The organism is Arthrobacter endolithicus, assembly GCF_026627425.1.
Taxonomy (GTDB): Bacteria; Actinomycetota; Actinomycetes; order Actinomycetales; family Micrococcaceae; genus Arthrobacter_M.
The window spans coordinates 94,207-112,099 of the sequence record NZ_JAPNLH010000007.1 but is presented as its reverse complement, the minus strand read 5'-3'; the positions used below and the strand labels follow the sequence as shown (position 1 = coordinate 112,099).

General features: G+C 62.1%; 16 protein-coding genes and 1 riboswitch. Of the genes, 9 read left to right on the top strand and 7 right to left on the bottom strand.

Annotated features, from left to right (window positions below):
* Positions 1–60 precede the first annotated feature (60 nt).
* Complete coding sequence (sdhA, locus tag OS914_RS08215) at positions 61–1,848, top strand: succinate dehydrogenase flavoprotein subunit (protein WP_267545570.1); 1,788 nt, start codon at positions 61–63, stop codon at positions 1,846–1,848.
* Complete coding sequence (locus OS914_RS08210) at positions 1,848–2,645, top strand: succinate dehydrogenase iron-sulfur subunit (RefSeq protein ID WP_267545569.1); 798 nt, start codon at positions 1,848–1,850, stop codon at positions 2,643–2,645. The genes sdhA and OS914_RS08210 overlap by 1 nt, the downstream gene beginning before the upstream one ends.
* A 108-nt stretch (positions 2,646–2,753) precedes the next feature.
* Here the strand turns inward: OS914_RS08210 and OS914_RS08205 are convergent, their stop codons facing one another.
* The 7 genes from OS914_RS08205 to glyA all read right to left on the bottom strand — a co-directional run bounded on the left by OS914_RS08205 (position 2,754) and on the right by glyA (position 9,331).
* Positions 2,754–3,653, bottom strand: coding sequence for a YihY/virulence factor BrkB family protein (locus OS914_RS08205; protein WP_267545568.1), 900 nt, complete (start codon positions 3,651–3,653; stop codon positions 2,754–2,756).
* An 88-nt stretch (positions 3,654–3,741) separates the two neighbouring features.
* Positions 3,742–4,374 carry a 2'-5' RNA ligase family protein gene (locus OS914_RS08200; RefSeq protein ID WP_267545567.1) on the bottom strand — a complete coding sequence of 211 codons (633 nt, stop codon included), beginning with the start codon at positions 4,372–4,374 and terminating at the stop codon, positions 3,742–3,744.
* Positions 4,375–4,378: 4 nt separating this feature from the next.
* Positions 4,379–5,398 carry a tryptophan--tRNA ligase gene (gene trpS / locus OS914_RS08195; protein ID WP_267545566.1) on the bottom strand — a complete coding sequence of 340 codons (1,020 nt, stop codon included), beginning with the start codon at positions 5,396–5,398 and terminating at the stop codon, positions 4,379–4,381.
* A gap of 54 nt (positions 5,399–5,452) precedes the next feature.
* On the bottom strand, positions 5,453–6,388 hold the full coding sequence (locus OS914_RS08190) for an exodeoxyribonuclease III (protein ID WP_267545565.1): 936 nt from the start codon (positions 6,386–6,388) through the stop codon (positions 5,453–5,455).
* 50 nt (positions 6,389–6,438) lie between these two features.
* Complete coding sequence (locus tag OS914_RS08185) at positions 6,439–7,023, bottom strand: hypothetical protein (protein ID WP_267545564.1); 585 nt, start codon at positions 7,021–7,023, stop codon at positions 6,439–6,441.
* 66 nt (positions 7,024–7,089) lie between these two features.
* Positions 7,090–7,983: a bifunctional methylenetetrahydrofolate dehydrogenase/methenyltetrahydrofolate cyclohydrolase gene (locus OS914_RS08180; RefSeq protein WP_267545656.1), complete on the bottom strand. Its 894-nt coding sequence runs from the start codon at positions 7,981–7,983 to the stop codon at positions 7,090–7,092.
* A gap of 55 nt (positions 7,984–8,038) precedes the next feature.
* Positions 8,039–9,331, bottom strand: a complete 1,293-nt coding sequence (gene glyA / locus OS914_RS08175; RefSeq protein ID WP_324290634.1) for a serine hydroxymethyltransferase — start codon at positions 9,329–9,331, stop codon at positions 8,039–8,041.
* 145 nt (positions 9,332–9,476) lie between these two features.
* A riboswitch (ZMP/ZTP riboswitch) is annotated at positions 9,477–9,562 on the bottom strand.
* 95 nt (positions 9,563–9,657) lie between these two features.
* Here glyA and purU point away from each other — a divergent pair.
* From purU to OS914_RS08140, 7 genes are all read left to right on the top strand, one after another.
* Positions 9,658–10,503, top strand: coding sequence for a formyltetrahydrofolate deformylase (gene purU / locus OS914_RS08170; RefSeq protein ID WP_267545654.1), 846 nt, complete (start codon positions 9,658–9,660; stop codon positions 10,501–10,503).
* Positions 10,504–10,555: 52 nt separating this feature from the next.
* Positions 10,556–11,077, top strand: a complete 522-nt coding sequence (locus OS914_RS08165; RefSeq protein ID WP_267545563.1) for a gamma carbonic anhydrase family protein — start codon at positions 10,556–10,558, stop codon at positions 11,075–11,077.
* A 51-nt stretch (positions 11,078–11,128) separates the two neighbouring features.
* On the top strand, positions 11,129–12,328 hold the full coding sequence (locus tag OS914_RS08160) for an ROK family transcriptional regulator (RefSeq protein WP_267545562.1): 1,200 nt from the start codon (positions 11,129–11,131) through the stop codon (positions 12,326–12,328).
* Positions 12,329–12,499: 171 nt separating this feature from the next.
* Complete coding sequence (gene mmsA / locus OS914_RS08155) at positions 12,500–14,044, top strand: multiple monosaccharide ABC transporter ATP-binding protein (protein ID WP_267545561.1); 1,545 nt, start codon at positions 12,500–12,502, stop codon at positions 14,042–14,044.
* A gap of 26 nt (positions 14,045–14,070) precedes the next feature.
* The gene (gene mmsB, locus OS914_RS08150) at positions 14,071–15,336 is read left to right on the top strand and encodes a multiple monosaccharide ABC transporter permease (protein ID WP_267545560.1); all 1,266 of its coding nucleotides are present in this window, start codon (positions 14,071–14,073) and stop codon (positions 15,334–15,336) included.
* Between the two features lie 64 nt (positions 15,337–15,400).
* Entirely contained in the window at positions 15,401–16,498 is a 1,098-nt protein-coding gene (locus OS914_RS08145; RefSeq protein WP_267545559.1) for a substrate-binding domain-containing protein, read from the top strand.
* 117 nt (positions 16,499–16,615) lie between these two features.
* Positions 16,616–17,743 (top strand): Gfo/Idh/MocA family protein, encoded by a 1,128-nt coding sequence (locus OS914_RS08140; RefSeq protein ID WP_267545558.1) that lies wholly within the window; start codon positions 16,616–16,618, stop codon positions 17,741–17,743.
* The last annotated feature ends 150 nt before the right edge of the window (positions 17,744–17,893 follow it).

Sequence of the window (17,893 nt, the reverse complement as noted above, 5' to 3'; positions counted from 1 at the left end):
GTGGCCATCAGGAAGCACCCACACGCTTTAAACGAAGTAAAGAGAGAAAGAGCATCCAGTATGCAGGTCCATAAGTACGACGTCGTTATCGTCGGGGCCGGTGGCGCCGGCATGCGTGCCGCCATCGAATCAGGCCAGCGCGCACGCACCGCTGTACTGACCAAGCTCTACCCCACCCGATCCCACACGGGTGCGGCCCAAGGCGGCATGTGCGCGGCACTGGCCAATGTCGAGGAAGACAATTGGGAGTGGCACACCTTTGACACGGTCAAGGGCGGGGACTACCTGGTTGACCAGGACGCCGCGGAGATCATGGCCAAAGAAGCCATTAACGCAGTCCTCGACCTGGAAAAGATGGGGCTGCCGTTCAACCGCACGCCGGAGGGCCGGATCGATCAGCGCCGCTTTGGCGGGCATACCCGCGACCACGGCAAGGCCCCTGTCCGCCGCGCCTGCTATGCCGCGGACCGTACCGGACACATGATCCTGCAGACGCTCTACCAAAACTGCGTCAAGCACAACGTTGAGTTTTACAACGAGTACTACGTTCTGGACCTGTTGATGGTGGATGAAGAAGTCACCGTCGACGGTGTCACTCGTATCCAGAAGCGCGTGGCCGGCGTGGTCTCCTATGACCTGGCCTCCGGTGAGCTCCACGTCTTCCAGGCCAAGAGCGTTATTTTCGCCACCGGCGGCGCGGGCAAGGTCTTTAAGACGACCTCCAATGCGCACACACTGACCGGCGATGGCATGGGCATTGCGTTCCGCCGCGGCATTCCGCTGGAGGACATGGAGTTCTTCCAGTTCCACCCGACCGGACTGGCCGGCCTGGGCATCCTGCTCTCCGAAGCCGCCCGCGGCGAGGGCGCGATCCTGCGCAACTCCGAGGGTGAGCGCTTCATGGAGCGTTACGCCCCGACCATTAAGGACCTTGCCCCCCGCGACATTGTGGCCCGGTCGATGGCCAACGAGGTCCGGGAGGGACGCGGCTGCGGACCCAACAAGGACTATGTGCTCCTTGATTTGACCCACCTGGAGCCGGCGCACATCGATGCGAAGCTGCCGGACATCACCGAGTTCGCCCGCACCTACCTCGGTGTTGAGCCCTACACGGAGCCGGTTCCGGTTTTCCCGACAGCGCACTACGCCATGGGCGGTGTGCCCACGAACGTCAAAGCCGAGGTTCTGCAGGACAATGACACCGTGATTCCCGGCCTGTATGCCGCCGGTGAGGTGGCATGCGTGTCCGTGCACGGTTCCAACCGGCTGGGCACCAACTCGCTGCTGGACATCAATGTCTTCGGCAAACGCGCCGGAATCGCCGCCGCCGAGTATTCCCTGACCGCAGATTTCGTGGACCTGCCAGAGGATCCGGAGGCCTACACCGTGGAGCTGCTCAACCACGTCAGGACGTCCGACGGCGGCGAAAAAGTCGCGCTGATCCGCAAGGAACTGCAGGACACCATGGACGCCAATATGCAGGTGTTCCGGACCGCCGAGTCGCTGAACAAGGTTTTGGGCGACATCGCGTCTTTCGAGGAGCGGTACCAGCGCATCACCGTTCAGGACAAGGGCAAGCGGTTCAACCTGGATCTGCTCGAGGCCGTGGAACTGGGCTTCCTGCTGGAACTGGCGAAGGTCATGACGGTTGCCGCACTGCATCGCCAGGAGTCCCGCGGCGGGCACTTCCGCGAGGACTTCCCCGAGCGCGACGATGAAAACTTCATGAAGCACTCGATGGCCTACAAGGTTGCCGAGGGAGCCAACGCCGAACACACAGCGGGCATCCGGCTGGGAACCAAACCGGTTGTCTTCACGCGCTACGAGCCGATGGTGAGGAAGTACTAATGAGCCCGATTGAAACTGCCGAAACGGCACCCGAACCGGCATCAAAGATCGAACTGCCCGCACACGTTGGAGGCGGCGGCGAGATCCCCACTTTCGACGTCACCTTGCGCGTGCGCCGGTACAACCCGGAGGTGTCCGAGGACTTCGTTTGGGAAGACTATGAACTGACCATGTATGGCACGGACCGTGTCCTGGACGCCTTGCACAAGATCAAATGGGAGCACGACGGCTCGCTCTCCTTCCGCCGCTCCTGCGCCCACGGCGTCTGCGGGTCCGACGCTATGCGCATCAACGGGCGCAACCGGCTGGCCTGCAAGACTCTGCTGAAGGACCTGGACACGAAAAAGCCCATTACCGTGGAAGCCATTAAGGGCCTGCCAGTGGAAAAGGACCTGATCGTGGACATGGAACCGTTCTTCCAGTCCTACCGCGAAATCATGCCGTTCCTGATCAACAAGGGCCATGAGCCAACCCGGGAGCGTCTGCAGTCCGCCGAGGAGCGCGCCCGCTTCGATGACACCACAAAGTGCATCCTCTGCGCCGCATGCACGTCATCGTGTCCGGTCTTCTGGACGGACGGCCAGTACTTCGGCCCCGCGGCCATCGTTAATGCGCACCGCTTCATCTTCGACTCGCGCGATGATGCCGGCGATATGCGCCTGGAGATCCTCAACGACAAGGAAGGCGTGTGGCGTTGCCGCACCACCTTCAACTGCACCGAAGCATGCCCGCGCGGCATCCAGGTCACCCAGGCGATCTCCGAGGTCAAGCAGGCCATCCTCAGCCGGCAGGTCTGACCCGCGAGCACTGGTTTTAGCAACTGAGCCGGAGCTGTCCTGGAGAACGTACCCAAGGACAGCTCCGGCTCGGTCGTTTAATCAGCACAGCCGTTCGATAGCAGGTGGTCAGGCGCGCCGCAGGGACCGCGCCCGGCCCCGCTGATCCGCCGTTACAACTGCTGCCACGACATCGGCCTGCCCGACGGCGGACCACGCAGCAGAGATCAGAAAAACCTGGCTGACGAAGTTAAACCAGATCAAAAGACCGATAATGACCGCGAACGAGGCCAGCAGCGGGTTTGCCCCGGCCCGGGCCAGCAGGAGCCCGCTGAGCAACTGGAGAACGGTGGCCCCAACTCCGGCAAGCAGGGTGGACTGCCAGAAGATACCGCGTTCCGGTTTAAGCCCCGCCGCCAGCCGGAACAAAATGGTAGCCGTGAGCCAGTTCAGTAAAACGGCGACTAACACGCCGACGCCGAAACCGGCGGGGTTCGCCACTGCCGGATCCAATCTGAGGGCCCCGGTGATAGCGTCCAGCGCGCCGCCGAAAATCACCGTGACCCCGGCGGACAGGATCAGGGCAACGCCCAGCAGCACCAGCGTCCCCGCGTCCTTTAGCTTCATGAGCAGGAAATTGGCAGTCAGTGCCGGTAGGCCTGCCACGCCCCGCATGCCGATCCGCAAGGATGAAATCCAGTTCAGCGCGACAAAGATGGTCACCAGCGCAGCGACGATGGCCGTCCAGCCGAGCCCTGCGGGATTCAACAGGGCCTGCGGATCGACAAGACCGTCGCCGCCGTCGACCTTCAGTAGTCCGGGAGCGCTCGTGGCGACGCTGGAAACCAGGGCATCCAGCAGCACCTTGTCCGATTTCAATACCAGCGCCGCGATCGAAAACCCGGTGGTCAGCAGACCGGTGATGGAAAAGAACATTGCGAAGCCGATGCCGGCGGCCATCACGGGCCCGTGCTGGAGGTTGTACTGCGCCATCACCCGCAACGGACGTACCGTATTGAGCTTGGCCAACTGAAGATTCAGCCAAGCAACGAACACCCCCACTCGCCCGGCGCCCTCCCGCTTGCTGCGCCCGAACGCGGTCTGTTTGCGGATTACCTCAAGCCGGAGCCTCGCCAACTCGGTCGGCAGTGGCTTCGCGCTCTCGGTTGCTTTGCTTCTCAGACGTCCCGCCAAAATTCAGCTCTTCCTTTAGTAGCCACACTCCAGAATCATCGTGGACATAGAGTCCCATTCCGGTCACCGGGAATGTTGCCTCAAAGTCTGCCAGAGTCCGCGCGGCCTCATCGAGCCCTGCAGTGCTAATGTCATGGGCGACCGTGAGGTGCGGATGGAAATCGAAGGCGAGAGCCCGAGCCAACGGACCACTCTGCAGCTTTTCGTGCAACTGGACGCATTCATCGAAGCCGGACTGAAGCTGCAGATAGACCACCTCGGACACCGGCCGGAAGGAGCCGGTACCGCTGACGCTGACCCGAAAAGGAAGCTGGCGGGCGGCGACGTGGCGCACATGCCGGACGGTTTCGGCCCAGTCTCCAATCGGCGTGGTGGTCACTAGGGTGATGTGCGCAGGAATCGAGGCCGCCAGGCTGTCCCCGAAGGAACGTCTATAAGCGGTGATTTCGGCGGAGAGCGGTTCCGGCAACGCCACGATGATCCCCACCCACCGGTACCCGCCCTCCGATGCCAGGGCGACCTCCGATGCAACACGGCTTCCGGTTGGCTCGGTCATGGCCTTAGCGGCCGCCCTGCAGCGGGAGAAAGCCCATCTTGTCGTAGACGCGGCCCAGCGTCACGGACGCAATTTCACGGGCCCGCCGCGCGCCGCCGGCCAGCAGCCGGTCCAGCTCGGCCGGATCAGCCAACAATTCGTTCGTGCGGTCCCGCAGCGGCGTGAGGAATTCCACCATCACGGAGGCCAAGTCGGACTTCAGATGTCCGTACATTTTGCCCGCGTAGGCATTCTCCAGCTCCGCCACCGTCGTACCCGTCAATGTCGAGTAAATGGTCAGCAGATTGGAGATGCCGGGCTTAGCCTGAAGATCAAAACGGACCTCGGTGCCATCATCCGTAACAGCTGATTTGATCCGTTTGGCGGCAATCTTTGGATCCTCCAGCAGCTGAATGGAGCCGCTGGCGGATTCGCCTGTTTTGGACATTTTGGCCGTGGGATTCTGCAGATCGTAAACCTTCGCGGATTCCTTGAGGATCTTCGCATCCGGAACAGTAAACGTTTCGCCAAAGCGGGTATTGAAGCGTTGGGCCAAATTCCGGGTCAGTTCCAAATGTTGGCGCTGGTCTTCTCCAACAGGCACCAGGTCGGTCTGGTAGAGCAGAATATCCGCAGCCATCAGCGTGGGGTACGCGAACAGCCCCAGCGTAGCCGCGTCGGTTCCGCCCTTCTGTGTCTTGTCCTTGAACTGCGTCATCCGGGCTGCCTCGCCGTAGCCGGTGATGCAGTTCAGCGCCCAGGCCAGCTCGGCATGCTCGGGCACATGGGATTGGACGAAGAAAATGGACTTTTCCGGATCGATTCCCGCAGCAATGTACTGGGCGGCAACGGTCCGGGTCCGCCTCGCCAGGTCCCCGGGGTCGAAATCGACTGTCACGGCGTGCAGATCGGGAATGAAGAAGACTGCGTCGTATTCGGCTTGCATCGAAACCCAATTGCGCACTGCACCTATGTAATTACCCAGGTGCAGCGAATCGGCGGTGGGCTTCGCGCCGGACAGAATGCGTTGACGTGCTGCGCTCATAAAATCACTGCTCTCAGAAATCTGGTGCGTTCCCTCATCCGTCGTCATCGGCGGCTAGGAGAGTACGTCAAGCTGGTAGTCGACCACGAGGGGTGCATGGTCAGAAAATCGGGTATCCCAGGAGGGCGCCCGGTCGACGACGGCGGCGGCGGCGGCCGCCGCTAGGTCCGGGGTTGCCATCTGGTAGTCAATGCGCCAGCCCGTGTCATTGTCGAACGCCTGTCCGCGCCACGACCACCAGGTATAGGGACCTTCGACGTCGCCGGCAAGGCCCCGATGGACGTCTTTCCAACCGATTTCCTCGCCAAAAAACCGGTCGAAGTAGGCACGTTCCTCGGGCAGGAAGCCGGCCCGTTTGACGTTGCCCTTCCAGTTCTTAATATCCAAGGTGGTATGGCCGACGTTGAGGTCGCCGACCACCAGCGCGTGGTCGCTTTCATCCTTCAGCTGCGGGAGGCGGGCAGCCATCACGTCCAGGAAACGGTACTTATCCGCCTGTTTGGGCGTGTCCACTGCGCCGGAATGCACGTAGGCGCTGACCACCGTGAGCTTCACCGGCTGCCCCGCGGCGTCCTGGAGCTGATAGTCCGCTTCCACCCAGCGCCCGGTGGTTGCGAAGTAGTCATCGCCAATGCCGATCCGGGTCTGCAGTGGCCGTACGCGGTCTTTGCGGGAGGCGATTGCGACCCCGGCACGTCCTTTAGCCTCGGCTTCGGCATGCAGAATATGCCAGTCGTCTCCGAGTAGTTCGTGCACTATCGCATCGGGCGCCCGGACTTCCTGCAGGCACAGGATGTCCACGTCGCGCGCTGCCAGCCACTGGGCCATTCCGCGCTTATAGGCGGCCCGGATTCCATTGACATTCACGGACGCGATCCGCAGACCGTTTTTGCCGCCCACCGGCCACACGTGGTCCTTTGGGGATTTTGGATCGAGGTCCGCCAGGGGGTCGATAAAGGTCTGCGCTGCCGCCACTGTACTCGTTGCCATGCTCACTCGGTCCACTTTACCGTTTCCGTCCGGCGCGCGGACCGCACGCGTTAGTCGACAACGACGCCGCTGACCGTTCCGCCGTCGTCGGAGACGTCCTTGCCGCGGCCCGGCACGGATCCGTCCACACCGCCGTCGGCCCGCAGCATGCCCTGGCCGTTGTGCGCCGTAATGGCGATGGTTTCCAGCGCACGGGCCATGGCGGCAGTATCGGCTTCGGAGCCATGACGCAACTGTTCCTCGAGCAGGCCCGACTGGACCGCTATGATCTTGAAGCTGTGCTCGAGTTTTCGGTCGCGGATCCCGGCGGACCCGTCGTCAATCAGCGTGGTGCCACGGGCCCGGTTACCGGCCGCGGTGGCCGAACCGCGGCCGGTCCCCGCCAGGGTACTTTGGGCCCGGCGGACCTGCTCGGCGCCGAAGCTTGCAGCCTTGTGCACCCCGATGTAGACGAACGTGGACAGGATGAGCCAGCCCAACGCGACGGCGGCAATGAACCAGCCCAGTACGTCGTTTTGGTTGGCGGCGAAGACCAGCGCCACCAAAAAAACGAGCGCGAGCACCACGGTGCCCAGGCCGGTCCATTTCCCGGGCCGCGGCCGGTTTGCGCGATTGTCGTTGCCAAGAGAATACATCAGACTAGTATCTCAAATGCCCCGCCAACAGGCGAAAAAGGGCTGCCAGGCGAATCGGGTGCCGGCTCAGTCCGCGATGATGCCCCCCTGGCGTTCGGCGGCCTCGACCACGTTAGCCAACAGCATGGCGCGCGTCATTGGCCCGACGCCGCCCGGGTTGGGCGAGAGCCAGCTCGCTACGTCGGCGACGTCAGGATCGACGTCGCCGACAATTCTGGACTTGCCCGTTTCCTCATCCACTGCACGGCTCACGCCCACGTCCAGCACGATAGCGCCTTCCTTAAGCTCGGCGGCCTTGATCATGGCAGGCATTCCGGCCGCGGCCACCACCACGTCGGCCATGGACAGCAGCTCCGGCAGATCCAGGGTCCCCGTGTGGGCCAGCAGCACCGTGGCATTGATGGACCGACGGGTCAGCAGCAGGCCCAGCGGACGCCCGACCGTGACGCCGCGGCCGATCACCAGCACCTTCTTGCCATTGAGCGGGATCTTGTGCCGCAGCAGCAGCTCCACGATCCCATGCGGCGTGCACGGCAAGGGTGCGTTAACCGGCGAACTGACGTTCAGCACCAGTCGTCCAAGGTTGGTCGGGTGCAGCCCATCGGCATCCTTCGCCGGGTCTATGCGTTCCAGGATGGCGTTGGTATCGATGTGATCCGGCAGCGGAAGCTGGACAATGTAGCCTGTGGTTCCCGGGTCAGCATTGAGCTCATCGAGCACGGCCTCCAGCTCCTGCTGGCCGATATCCGCCGGCAGATCCCGGCGCACCGAGTTGATCCCAATCTCGGCGCAGTCGCGGTGTTTTCCCCGGACGTACCATTGGCTGCCGGGATCCTCCCCCACCAAAACCGTGCCAAGGCCCGGAGTGATTCCGCGGGACTTAAGCACCTGCACGCGGACAGCCAACTCACTTTTGATGGTTGCCGCCGTCACCTTTCCGTCCAGGATCTGGGCCGCCACGGGCGTACCAAAGGGCGTTCTTGCCCGCTCGGGGCGAATGCTGTTCGTCATCCGTTCACCATTCTTCCTGGCCCGGGTACAGCGGAAAGTCTGCCGTCAGCTTCGCCACCCGTGCGCGCAGGGTCTGGACATCGGACGCCGCGCCGTTCTTCAGCGCGGTGGCAATGATATCCGCCACCTCAGTGAACTCCGCCGCACCGAAGCCACGGGTGGCCAGTGCGGGAGTACCGATGCGCAGGCCGGACGTCACCATCGGCGGGCGCGGATCGAACGGCACCGCATTGCGGTTCACCGTGATGCCCACGCCGTGCAGGAGATCCTCGGCCTGCTGGCCGTCCAGTTCCGAATGCCGCAGATCAACCAGCACCAGGTGCACGTCAGTGCCCCCGGTCAGGACCGACACGCCTGCCTGTGCAACGTCGTCGGCGTTCAACCGCTCGGCAAGGATCTTGGCGCCCTCCAGCACCCGTTCCTGGCGTTCCTTGAACTCGGCACCGCCGGCAACCTTGAAGGCTACGGCCTTGGCGGCGATCACGTGCATCAGCGGGCCGCCCTGCTGGCCGGGGAAAACGGCGGAATTGATCTTCTTGGCCCACTCCTGCTTGGCCAAAATGACGCCGGAGCGCGGGCCGGCCAGAGTTTTGTGCACCGTGGAGGTGACGACGTCGGAGTACGGGACCGGGGAAGGGTGCAGTCCGGCGGCCACCAGACCGGCGAAGTGCGCCATGTCCGTCCACAGCAGCGCGCCGACCTCATCGGCGATGGAGCGGAAGGCGGCGAAGTCCAGATGCCGCGGATAGGCTGACCAGCCGGCGATGATCACCTGCGGCTTCTCCGCGATGGCCTGCTCGCGGAGCTTGTCCATATCCACCCGGAACGTTTCCGGATCAACCTGGTAGGCCGCAACCTGGTAGAGCTTGCCGGAGAAATTCAGCTTCATGCCGTGCGTCAGGTGGCCGCCGTGCGCCAAGGACAGACCCAGGATCTTCTCTCCTGGAGTGATCATGGCCGCGAGCGCTGCAGCGTTCGCCTGAGCACCCGAGTGCGGCTGGACGTTGGCGTACTCCGCTCCGAACAACGCCTTAACGCGCTCGATCGCCAGGTTCTCGGCCACGTCGACGTATTCACAACCGCCGTAATAGCGCCGGCCCGGATATCCTTCGGCATATTTGTTCGTCAACACCGAGCCCTGGGCTTCAAGGACCGCCCGTGGGGCGAAGTTTTCCGAGGCGATCATTTCGAGGGTGTCGCGCTGGCGTCCTAGTTCATCTTTAAGGACTGCGGCGATTTCGGGATCCAGCTGGGCAAGCGGAAGATTGGTCACTGATTGGGCGGGCTGAGTAGGCACTATGACTCCTGGTGGGCGTAGAGAAACTGCTACAGGTCAGGTTACCGGTTGAGGCGCCGTTGCCGGGGGCAGCCGGGCACGTTTCAGGCGCGCTCCGAGCGGCATCCGGGTACGCTCCAAGGGCGCTTCAACAGGAAAAAACTCGACCCTGGGCCCAGGCGTACGATCCATGGTCATCCATCTTGCTGCTCCCTGGTGGTGCCCCACCTGACGCCAGTCACAACACGGGCCAGTCTAGTACAAAGGCTTGAGCGCGCTGGCGGTATTACAGGTCCGGGCACCGCACAGGTAACGTTGACCGGGTGAGCGAAACAGGAACTTCCGCAATGCGAACCGGCTTCATCCTCACCTTGTCCTGTGCAGACAAGCCCGGGATTGTGCACGCCGTCTCAGGGTCGCTGCTGGACGCCGGATGTAACATCACCGATTCCCAGCAGTATGGAAACCCAGTGACCGGCACTTTTTTCATGCGCGTCGCCGTCCAGACGGACACCGCGTTCTCTTTGCTGCACAGTCGGCTGGAGTCGGTAGCGGAAAGATTTTCGCTGACCTGGGAATTGCACCGCGCCGGCGCCCCCGTCCGGACGCTGATTCTGGCTTCCAAGGCCGCGCACTGCCTGAACGATCTGCTCTTCCTGCAGCGCTCGGGAACCCTGCCGATACAGATCCCGGCCATCGTGTCCAACCACCGTGAGCTGGCGGATCTGGCTGAATTCTACGGCATACCGTTCCACCACATTCCGGTGACCGCCGGGACAAAAGCAGACGCCGAGGACGCCCTCCGCGCGCTGATGGCCGCCCACGACGTGGAGCTCGTGGTGCTGGCCCGCTATATGCAGGTCCTTTCCGACGGGCTGTGCACGGAGCTGGCGGGGAAAGCCATCAACATCCACCATTCCTTCCTGCCGTCCTTTAAGGGCGCACGACCCTACCATCAGGCACATGCCCGGGGCGTAAAGATCATCGGCGCCACCGCCCACTACGTCACCGGCGCGTTGGATGAAGGACCCATCATCGAACAGGAAGTTATTCGCGTCGATCATGCCCACTCCACTGGCGAATTCGTGGCGATGGGACGTGATGTGGAGGCACGGACCCTGGCCAAGGCGGTCCAGTGGCATGCCGAACACCGCGTACTGCTGGACGGAACACGGACGGTCGTCTTTAACTGATTAGTTTCAACTGATAAGTCTTCAACTGACCTGCTTGAACTAGGCTCGTGGCATGAAACAACTGATTGCGTTCAACGGTGTCTCTCCAGTGGTCCACTCCTCCGCCTTCGTCGCGCCGTCGGCCACCCTGATCGGCGACCTGGAGCTGGGTGCCGACTCCAGCGCCTTCTACGGCGTGGTAGTCCGGGCCGATACGTCCGCCATCCGGATCGGCTCGGGGACCAATCTGCAGGACAACGTCGTCCTGCACTCAGACCCGGGATTTCCCACGACGGTGGGCAACGGCGTGAGCATCGGCCACGGTGCAGTGGTGCACGGGTGCACGGTGGAGGACGACTGCCTGATTGGTATGGGAGCAACTGTCCTCAATGGTGCGGTGATCGGAGCCGGATCGCTGGTGGCCGGCGGCGCCGTCGTCCTCGAGGGTACCGTGATCGCGCCGCGGTCGCTGGTGGCCGGAGTGCCGGCGAAGGTGCGACGGGAGCTCAGCGATGAAGAACTCGACGGTGTCAAGGAGAACGCGCGCCACTATGTCGAGTTGGGTCGGGCGCACAAGGAGATTCACCCCACGTAGTGTTGCGTTCAATTCTTGACTACAAGCGAGGATTGATGCAATCTACTACGTATGGCCGACGACGACCGCAGCACCGAGACGAAGAGACGCTCCCGTAACCCTGGGTCCCAGCCTGCGCTGCGCCAGCTGAACCGGCAGCGCGTTATTAACACCCTGCTGGGGTCGGGGCCCTCAACCCAGGCGGAAATCTCCCGCTCCACCGGACTCTCCACGGCCACCGTCTCCAACATTGTCAAAAGCATGGCCGCCAAGGGCCTGGTGTTCACCTCCCCCACTACCAGTTCCGGCCGCCGCGCCGTGTCCGTATCCTTTAATGGCAACGGTGCCATCGCCGTCGGCATTGATTTCGGTCGAAGCCACGTCCGGGTGGTGCTGGCAAACCTCAGTTACCAGGTCGTCGCTGAGCGCGCGGTGCCCCTGCCGCTGGGACACCAAGCCAGCGAAAGCATTAGGGCCGCGGCAGACCTCCTAACCCAACTGCTGGCCGAAGCGGACCTGCCGCGAAGCGTGATTGTGGGCGCAGGAGCAGGCATACCCGGGCCAATCGACCGCCGCACGGGCACCGTCGTGCAGGGAGCTATTTTGCCCGAGTGGGTGGGTATCCACCTGCGGGACCGGCTGGAAAAGACCTTGGAATTTCCGGTTTTTACGGATAATGATGCAAACCTCGGTGCCTTGGCGGAAATGACCTGGGGCCCCTACGGTTCCGTTAGTAATTTGATGTTCCTGAAAATCGGCAGCGGAATCGGCGCGGGCCTTATTCTCAACGGAGCCCCGTACTATGGGCATGTCGGCGTGACGGGCGAGATCGGCCACGCGACGATTAATGAACACGGGCCGATCTGCCGGTGCGGCAACCGTGGCTGCCTGGAAACTGTCGCCTCCACTGCCACCATGATCGAACTCCTGGGCCAGCGGTCCAGCCAACCATTGACCGTCGGGGATATTGTGCGCCGGGCGCTCGCAAAAGACTCGGCGACGCTGCGGGTCATTGACGATGCCGGGCTCGCGGTAGGCAGGGCGATCGGCAACGTCGCCAATCTGATAAACCCCGAAATCATTGTGCTCGGGGGGCCCCTGGCCGGGCTCGGGGCCATCCTGCTGGATCCGATCCGGCGCGGTCTCCTGCGTCATGCCGTGCCCGTTGTGGGCGAGAGCACCACCTTGGCCATGTCCTCCCTGGGCGATCGGGCGGAAGCCCTCGGAGCCGCGTCACTGGTGTTCGCGCAGCAGGGCGTCAGCCACCCCTAAAATCCATCGTTACCGAGTCGTTGGGTTAAAGGCTTGACGACAAGCCCCGTGACCGAGTTTACTTTTCTTCAGGCCGCAAGCAGCTGCCGCCGCACGACGTTCGCAAGAATATGCACGGCAAGTGCTACACAAGAGCAAGACAATGAAGTCGCTTTGGAGGCGCAGATCATCATGGTGTCCAACAGCCCGGTAATTTTGCAGATGCACTCCATTACCAAAGAGTTCCCGGGCGTCAAGGCGCTCTCCGATGTCTCCATCAGCGTGCGCGCGAATGAGATCCACGCCATCTGCGGCGAGAACGGCGCGGGGAAATCGACGCTGATGAAGGTGCTGTCCGGCGTCTATCCCTACGGCAGCTATGACGGCGACATCGTCTTCCAGGGCCAGGCCTGCGAATTCAAGGACATTCGAGCCAGCGAAGCCGCCGGAATTGTGATCATCCACCAGGAACTGGCGCTCATCCCCGAGCTTTCCATCCTGGAGAACATCTTCCTGGGTAATGAGCCGACAAAATTCGGTGCCATCGACTGGAACCAGGCCCGGCGGCGCTCGCTGGACCTGCTGGCCCGGGTTGGGCTGCGCGATGACCCGGACACCCCCGTCAAGGAGATCGGAGTGGGCAAGCAGCAGCTGGTGGAGATCGCTAAGGCGCTGAACAAATCCGTTAAACTGCTGATTCTGGATGAGCCAACCGCTGCCCTCAACGAATCCGATTCCCAGCATCTCCTGGATCTGATCCGTGGACTCAAAGGCAAGGGCATCAGCTCCATCATGATCTCGCACAAGCTCAATGAGATTGAACAGGTGGCCGATTCCATCACCATCATCCGCGACGGCAGGACCATCGAAACCCTTGATGTCAAGGACGACGGCGTGGACGAAGACCGCATCATTAAGGGCATGGTGGGGCGGACACTTGAATCGCGCTTTCCGGACCACATCCCGAAGATCGGTGAGGTTTTCTTCGAGGTCAAGAACTGGACCGTGCGGCACCCTCAGGTGCCTGACAGATTGGTCTGCAAGAACTCCAGTTTCAACGTCCGCCGCGGAGAAATTGTGGGCTTCGCAGGGCTGATGGGTGCCGGCCGCACGGAGCTGGCACGGTCCGTCTTCGGCCGCTCCTACGGAAACTATGTTTCCGGTCAGATCATCAAGGACGGTAAGGAGATCACTCTGCGCACTGTTCCGCAGGCCATCCGGCACGGCATCGGCTACGTCACCGAGGACCGGAAGACTCTGGGCCTGAATCTGCTCGATGACATCAAGGAAACAACCGTCTCGGCGGCGCTACAGAAGGTCTCCACATATTCCGTTGTGGATGAGAACCGGGAATACGCCGTTGCCGAGTCATACCGCAAACAGCTGCGCACCAAAGCTCCCAGCGTGGATGAAGGCGTCGCCAAGCTCTCCGGCGGTAACCAGCAGAAGGTGGTGTTGGCCAAGTGGATGTTCACCGACCCCGACCTGCTGATCCTGGATGAACCGACCCGTGGCATCGACGTCGGCGCCAAGTACGAGATCTACGGCATCATTCAGCAGCTCGCCAACCAGGGCAAGGGAGTAATCGTGATTTCCTCGGAACTTCCAGAGCTCTTGGGTATCTCCGACCGGATCTACACCATCTTCGAAGGCGCCATCACCGGCGTCGTCAGCAAAGAAGACGCCAGCCAGGAATCCTTGATGAAACTTATGACCGCAGCCAAGAAATCCGCCTGACCCACGGAAGAAGCAGGATCCATATCATGAATGCCATAAAACAGCTTTTCGGCGGCAATACCCGCCAGTTCGGGATGATCTTCGCTCTGTTATTCCTGATTGTCTTCTTTCAGGTATTCACCGGCGGTCTCACCCTGACACCTGACAATGTCATCAACCTCTTCAATGGCAATGCCTACATCCTCATCCTCGCCATCGGCATGGTCCTGGTGATCATCGCCGGCCACATTGACCTGTCGGTCGGTTCCATCGCCGCGTTCGTGGGCATCGTCGTCGCCATCACGATGCGTGACTGGCATCTGCCCTGGTATATGGGCATCCTGATCGGTTTGATTTTGGGTGCCATCATAGGCGCATGGCAGGGTTTCTGGGTCGCCTACGTCGGTATCCCGGCCTTCATTGTGACCTTGGCAGGAATGTTGCTTTTCCGTGGCGCCAACCAGTTCGTTGGTAAATCCAATACCGTCCCTGTGCCCAAGGACTTCCAGTACATCGGCGCCGGCTACCTCCCCGAGATCGGACCCAACACCGGGTATAACAACCTCACGGTGCTGATTGGATTGATCGCCGTCGCCGCGATCATTTGGGGCGAGATCCATACCCGGAGGAACGCCGAGTCCATTGGCGCCGAGGTATCCCCACTGTGGGTATCCATCATCAAGCTCGTGCTTCTATCGGCAGCGGTCATCTACGCCACCTATCTTTTCGCCACCGGTCGTCCCGGCACTTCGTTCCCCATCCCGGGCGTCATTCTCGGCGTCCTGGTGCTGATCTACGGGTTTATTTCGTCTCGGACCATCACCGGCCGGCACATCTATGCCGTCGGTGGTAACCGTCATGCTGCCGCGCTCTCCGGTGTGCAAAGCAAAAGAGTGGATTTCCTGGTCATGATGAATATGGCCGTCCTGGCCGGCCTGGCCGGAATGATCTTCGTCGGGCGCTCCAATGCGTCGGGTCCGTTCGACGGCGTCGGCTGGGAACTGGATGCGATCGCCGCGGTCTTCATCGGCGGCGCCGCGGTCACCGGCGGTGTGGGGACCGTCGTTGGTTCCGTCATCGGGGGTCTGGTGATGGCAGTTTTGAACAACGGTCTCCAGCTGCTGGGCGCCGGAGCGGACATCACGCAGATTATCAAGGGCCTGGTACTGCTGGCCGCCGTCGCCTTCGACGTCTACAACAAAAAGCAGGGCAAAAAATCCCTCATTGGAATGATGATGAAGAACTTCGGCAATAGGGCTCAAGCGGAGACGACCGAAACGAAAGACATCATTTCCACCACTGCTGGCGTCTAGCGAAGCACCGATAACACGAACTTTTTCTGTGTACCCTCTATCCCTTCAAAGAAAGCGAAACCCAATGTTGAAATTCAACAAATCGGCGAAGACTGTTGCGGTCCTTGCCGTCGCATCGGCACTCGCACTGACCGGCTGCGGCCGCGCGGACACCGGTTCCTCCTCCAGCGGCACGTCTGGTTCGGCCGGCTTCGCCAAGGATGCGCAGATCGGGGTCGCGCTACCGCAGAAAACCTCGGAAAACTGGGTCCAGGCCGAAGGCCTGTTTAACGATGGCCTAAAAACTGCCGGGTTCAAGGGCGATGTCCAGTTTGCCAATGGCGGCGTTTCTGAGCAGCAGAACCAGATCAGCTCCATGATCACCAAGGGGGCCAAGGTCATCATTGTCGGGGCCATCGACGGCGCCCAGTTGGGCACCCAGCTTCAGCAGGCCAAGGATTCCGGCGCCACCATCATCGCCTACGACCGCATCCTGCTGAACACAAACAACGTGGACTACTACGTGGCCTACGACAACTACAAGGTTGGCCAGCTGCAAGGCCAGGCACTGCTGGATGGCATGAAGGCCAAAAAGCCGTCGGGCCCCTACAACATTGAGCTTTTTGCCGGCTCACCCGATGACGCCAACGCAAAGGTATTCTTCGACGGCGCGATGAATGTGCTGCAGCCCAAGATTGATGACGGAACCTTGAAGGTTGTTTCGGGCCAAAAGTCATTCCCCCAGGCCGTGACGCAGGGATGGAAAGCCGAAAATGCCCAGAAGCGGATGGATACCCTCTTGGCAGGGAGCTACACCTCCACAACGCTTGATGGTGTGCTTTCGCCTAATGACACCTTGGCCCGCGCCATCCTCACGTCGGTAAAGGCCGCCGGCAAGCCGCTGCCGGTCGTCACCGGTCAGGACTCCGAGGTTGAATCCGTCAAGTCCATCATGGCCGGCGAGCAGTATTCCACCATCTACAAGGACACCACCGCGCTGGTGAACCACGCCATCGACATGGTTAAGGAGCTCCAGGCCGGCAAGACTCCCGCGTCCACCACCGAGACCGACAACGGCACTAAGAAGGTCCCCACCTTCTATCTCAAGCCCGTCATCGTCACCAAGGCCAACGCAGCCGAGGTCTACGCCAACGACAAGCTGCTGGGCCCGCTGACCAAGTAGCCGCAGCCGGCGCAGTAGGTTTGACAGATAGCTCAAAGGTCCCCGACCCGGTGTTCCGGTCCGGGGACCTTTCTGCGTTTCCCCCCAGCCCCGCCGGTGCTCTGGCATGATGGCAGCATGACCACCTCGCAGCGCCACATCGCCAGACCGGACTGGTACACCTCCGGTTCCCCGCAGCCCCTCAACGCCACCGGAGAACCGCTGCGCTGGGGCGTAGTGGCCACCGGGAGCATCGCCCACACGGTGGCCTCGGAGCTTGCGCTGCTGGAGGACGCGGTCCTACAGGCCGTCAGCTCACGGAACCAGGAGAAAGCCGCTGGCTTCGCGGCGCACTTCGGCTTTCAGCGGCACTATTACGACGGCGGTACCATCGAAGGCCCTGCCGGCGACGGCGGGAGCGCCCGCACGACGGGGCCGGGTTATCTGCAGCTGGTGCAGGACCCCGAGGTGGACGTGGTGTACGTCGCCACTCCGCACGCCCAGCATCATGCGGTGGCGAAGGCTGCCCTGGAAGCGGGGAAACACGTTCTCTGCGAAAAGGCCCTGACCATCAACGCCCGCGAGGCAGCGGAACTGATTGACCTGGCCCGGGATCGGGGTCTGTTCCTCATGGAAGCGGTGTGGGCACGGTTCGTCCCGGGCATGCAGCGGGCTTTTGAAATTGCCGGATCGGGGGAGATCGGTGACGTGCAGTGGGTTCAGGCCGACTTGGGGTTCCCCGCGGGGACGGACCGCGCTGCACGCATCTGGGCTCCCGAAGCCGGCGGCGGAGCCCTGCTGGACCTGACCGTCTACCCTCTGCTCTGGGCCTGGGGAACACTCGGCGCTCCCGCGTCGGTTACAGCATCGGGCACCCTGACTGACTGGGGCGTCGACAGCCAAAACGCCATTACACTGGCGTATTCCTCCGGCTCCCTTGCCCAACTCACCTCCTCGCTGACCGCATTCGGGCCACGCACCGCCGTCGTCGCCGGTTCCAAGGGTTTCCTGCGGAGCACCGGTTCCATTAACAACCCCACGTCGCTGGAGATTCAGATCGGATCCGACGCACCGCGGGTGGAGAGTTTCGATTTTCCCGGCAGGGGCTACACGTACCAGCTCCGCGAGGTGACGCGGTGCATCCAGCAGGGGCTCACCGAAAGTCCCACCATGCCGCTGCACGATTCGCTGGCGATCATGGCGTTGTTCGACGGAGTCCGGGGCCAACTCGGAATCACCTATCCGGCGGATGCCCTAACGCCCTGATGACAGAGCACAACCAGGTATTAACAGAATCAGCAGCGGACGGCGTCGATCTCCTTCACGCAGAACGGGGCTCCCCTTCACCGCAGCACTATCGTCCGTCCCGCGGTCCGGGCGCCGCGGCGTTGAAAGTTGCCCAGTTTCCGCCCCCAA

What these genes read in the sequence shown, in the direction of transcription:
- mmsB (WP_267545560.1), top strand. Translation starts at nt 14,071, where the DNA reads ATGAATGCCATAAAACAGCTTTTCGGCGGCAATACCCGCCAGTTCGGG.
- OS914_RS08190 (WP_267545565.1), bottom strand. Translation starts at nt 6,388, where the DNA reads ATGGCAACGAGTACAGTGGCGGCAGCGCAGACCTTTATCGACCCCCTG.
- OS914_RS08145 (WP_267545559.1), top strand. Translation starts at nt 15,401, where the DNA reads ATGTTGAAATTCAACAAATCGGCGAAGACTGTTGCGGTCCTTGCCGTC.
- OS914_RS08185 (WP_267545564.1), bottom strand. Translation starts at nt 7,023, where the DNA reads ATGTATTCTCTTGGCAACGACAATCGCGCAAACCGGCCGCGGCCCGGG.
- trpS (WP_267545566.1), bottom strand. Translation starts at nt 5,398, where the DNA reads ATGAGCGCAGCACGTCAACGCATTCTGTCCGGCGCGAAGCCCACCGCC.
- OS914_RS08200 (WP_267545567.1), bottom strand. Translation starts at nt 4,374, where the DNA reads ATGACCGAGCCAACCGGAAGCCGTGTTGCATCGGAGGTCGCCCTGGCA.
- OS914_RS08210 (WP_267545569.1), top strand. Translation starts at nt 1,848, where the DNA reads ATGAGCCCGATTGAAACTGCCGAAACGGCACCCGAACCGGCATCAAAG.
- OS914_RS08140 (WP_267545558.1), top strand. Translation starts at nt 16,616, where the DNA reads ATGACCACCTCGCAGCGCCACATCGCCAGACCGGACTGGTACACCTCC.
- purU (WP_267545654.1), top strand. Translation starts at nt 9,658, where the DNA reads ATGCGAACCGGCTTCATCCTCACCTTGTCCTGTGCAGACAAGCCCGGG.
- OS914_RS08165 (WP_267545563.1), top strand. Translation starts at nt 10,556, where the DNA reads ATGAAACAACTGATTGCGTTCAACGGTGTCTCTCCAGTGGTCCACTCC.
- OS914_RS08160 (WP_267545562.1), top strand. Translation starts at nt 11,129, where the DNA reads ATGGCCGACGACGACCGCAGCACCGAGACGAAGAGACGCTCCCGTAAC.
- mmsA (WP_267545561.1), top strand. Translation starts at nt 12,500, where the DNA reads ATGGTGTCCAACAGCCCGGTAATTTTGCAGATGCACTCCATTACCAAA.
- sdhA (WP_267545570.1), top strand. Translation starts at nt 61, where the DNA reads ATGCAGGTCCATAAGTACGACGTCGTTATCGTCGGGGCCGGTGGCGCC.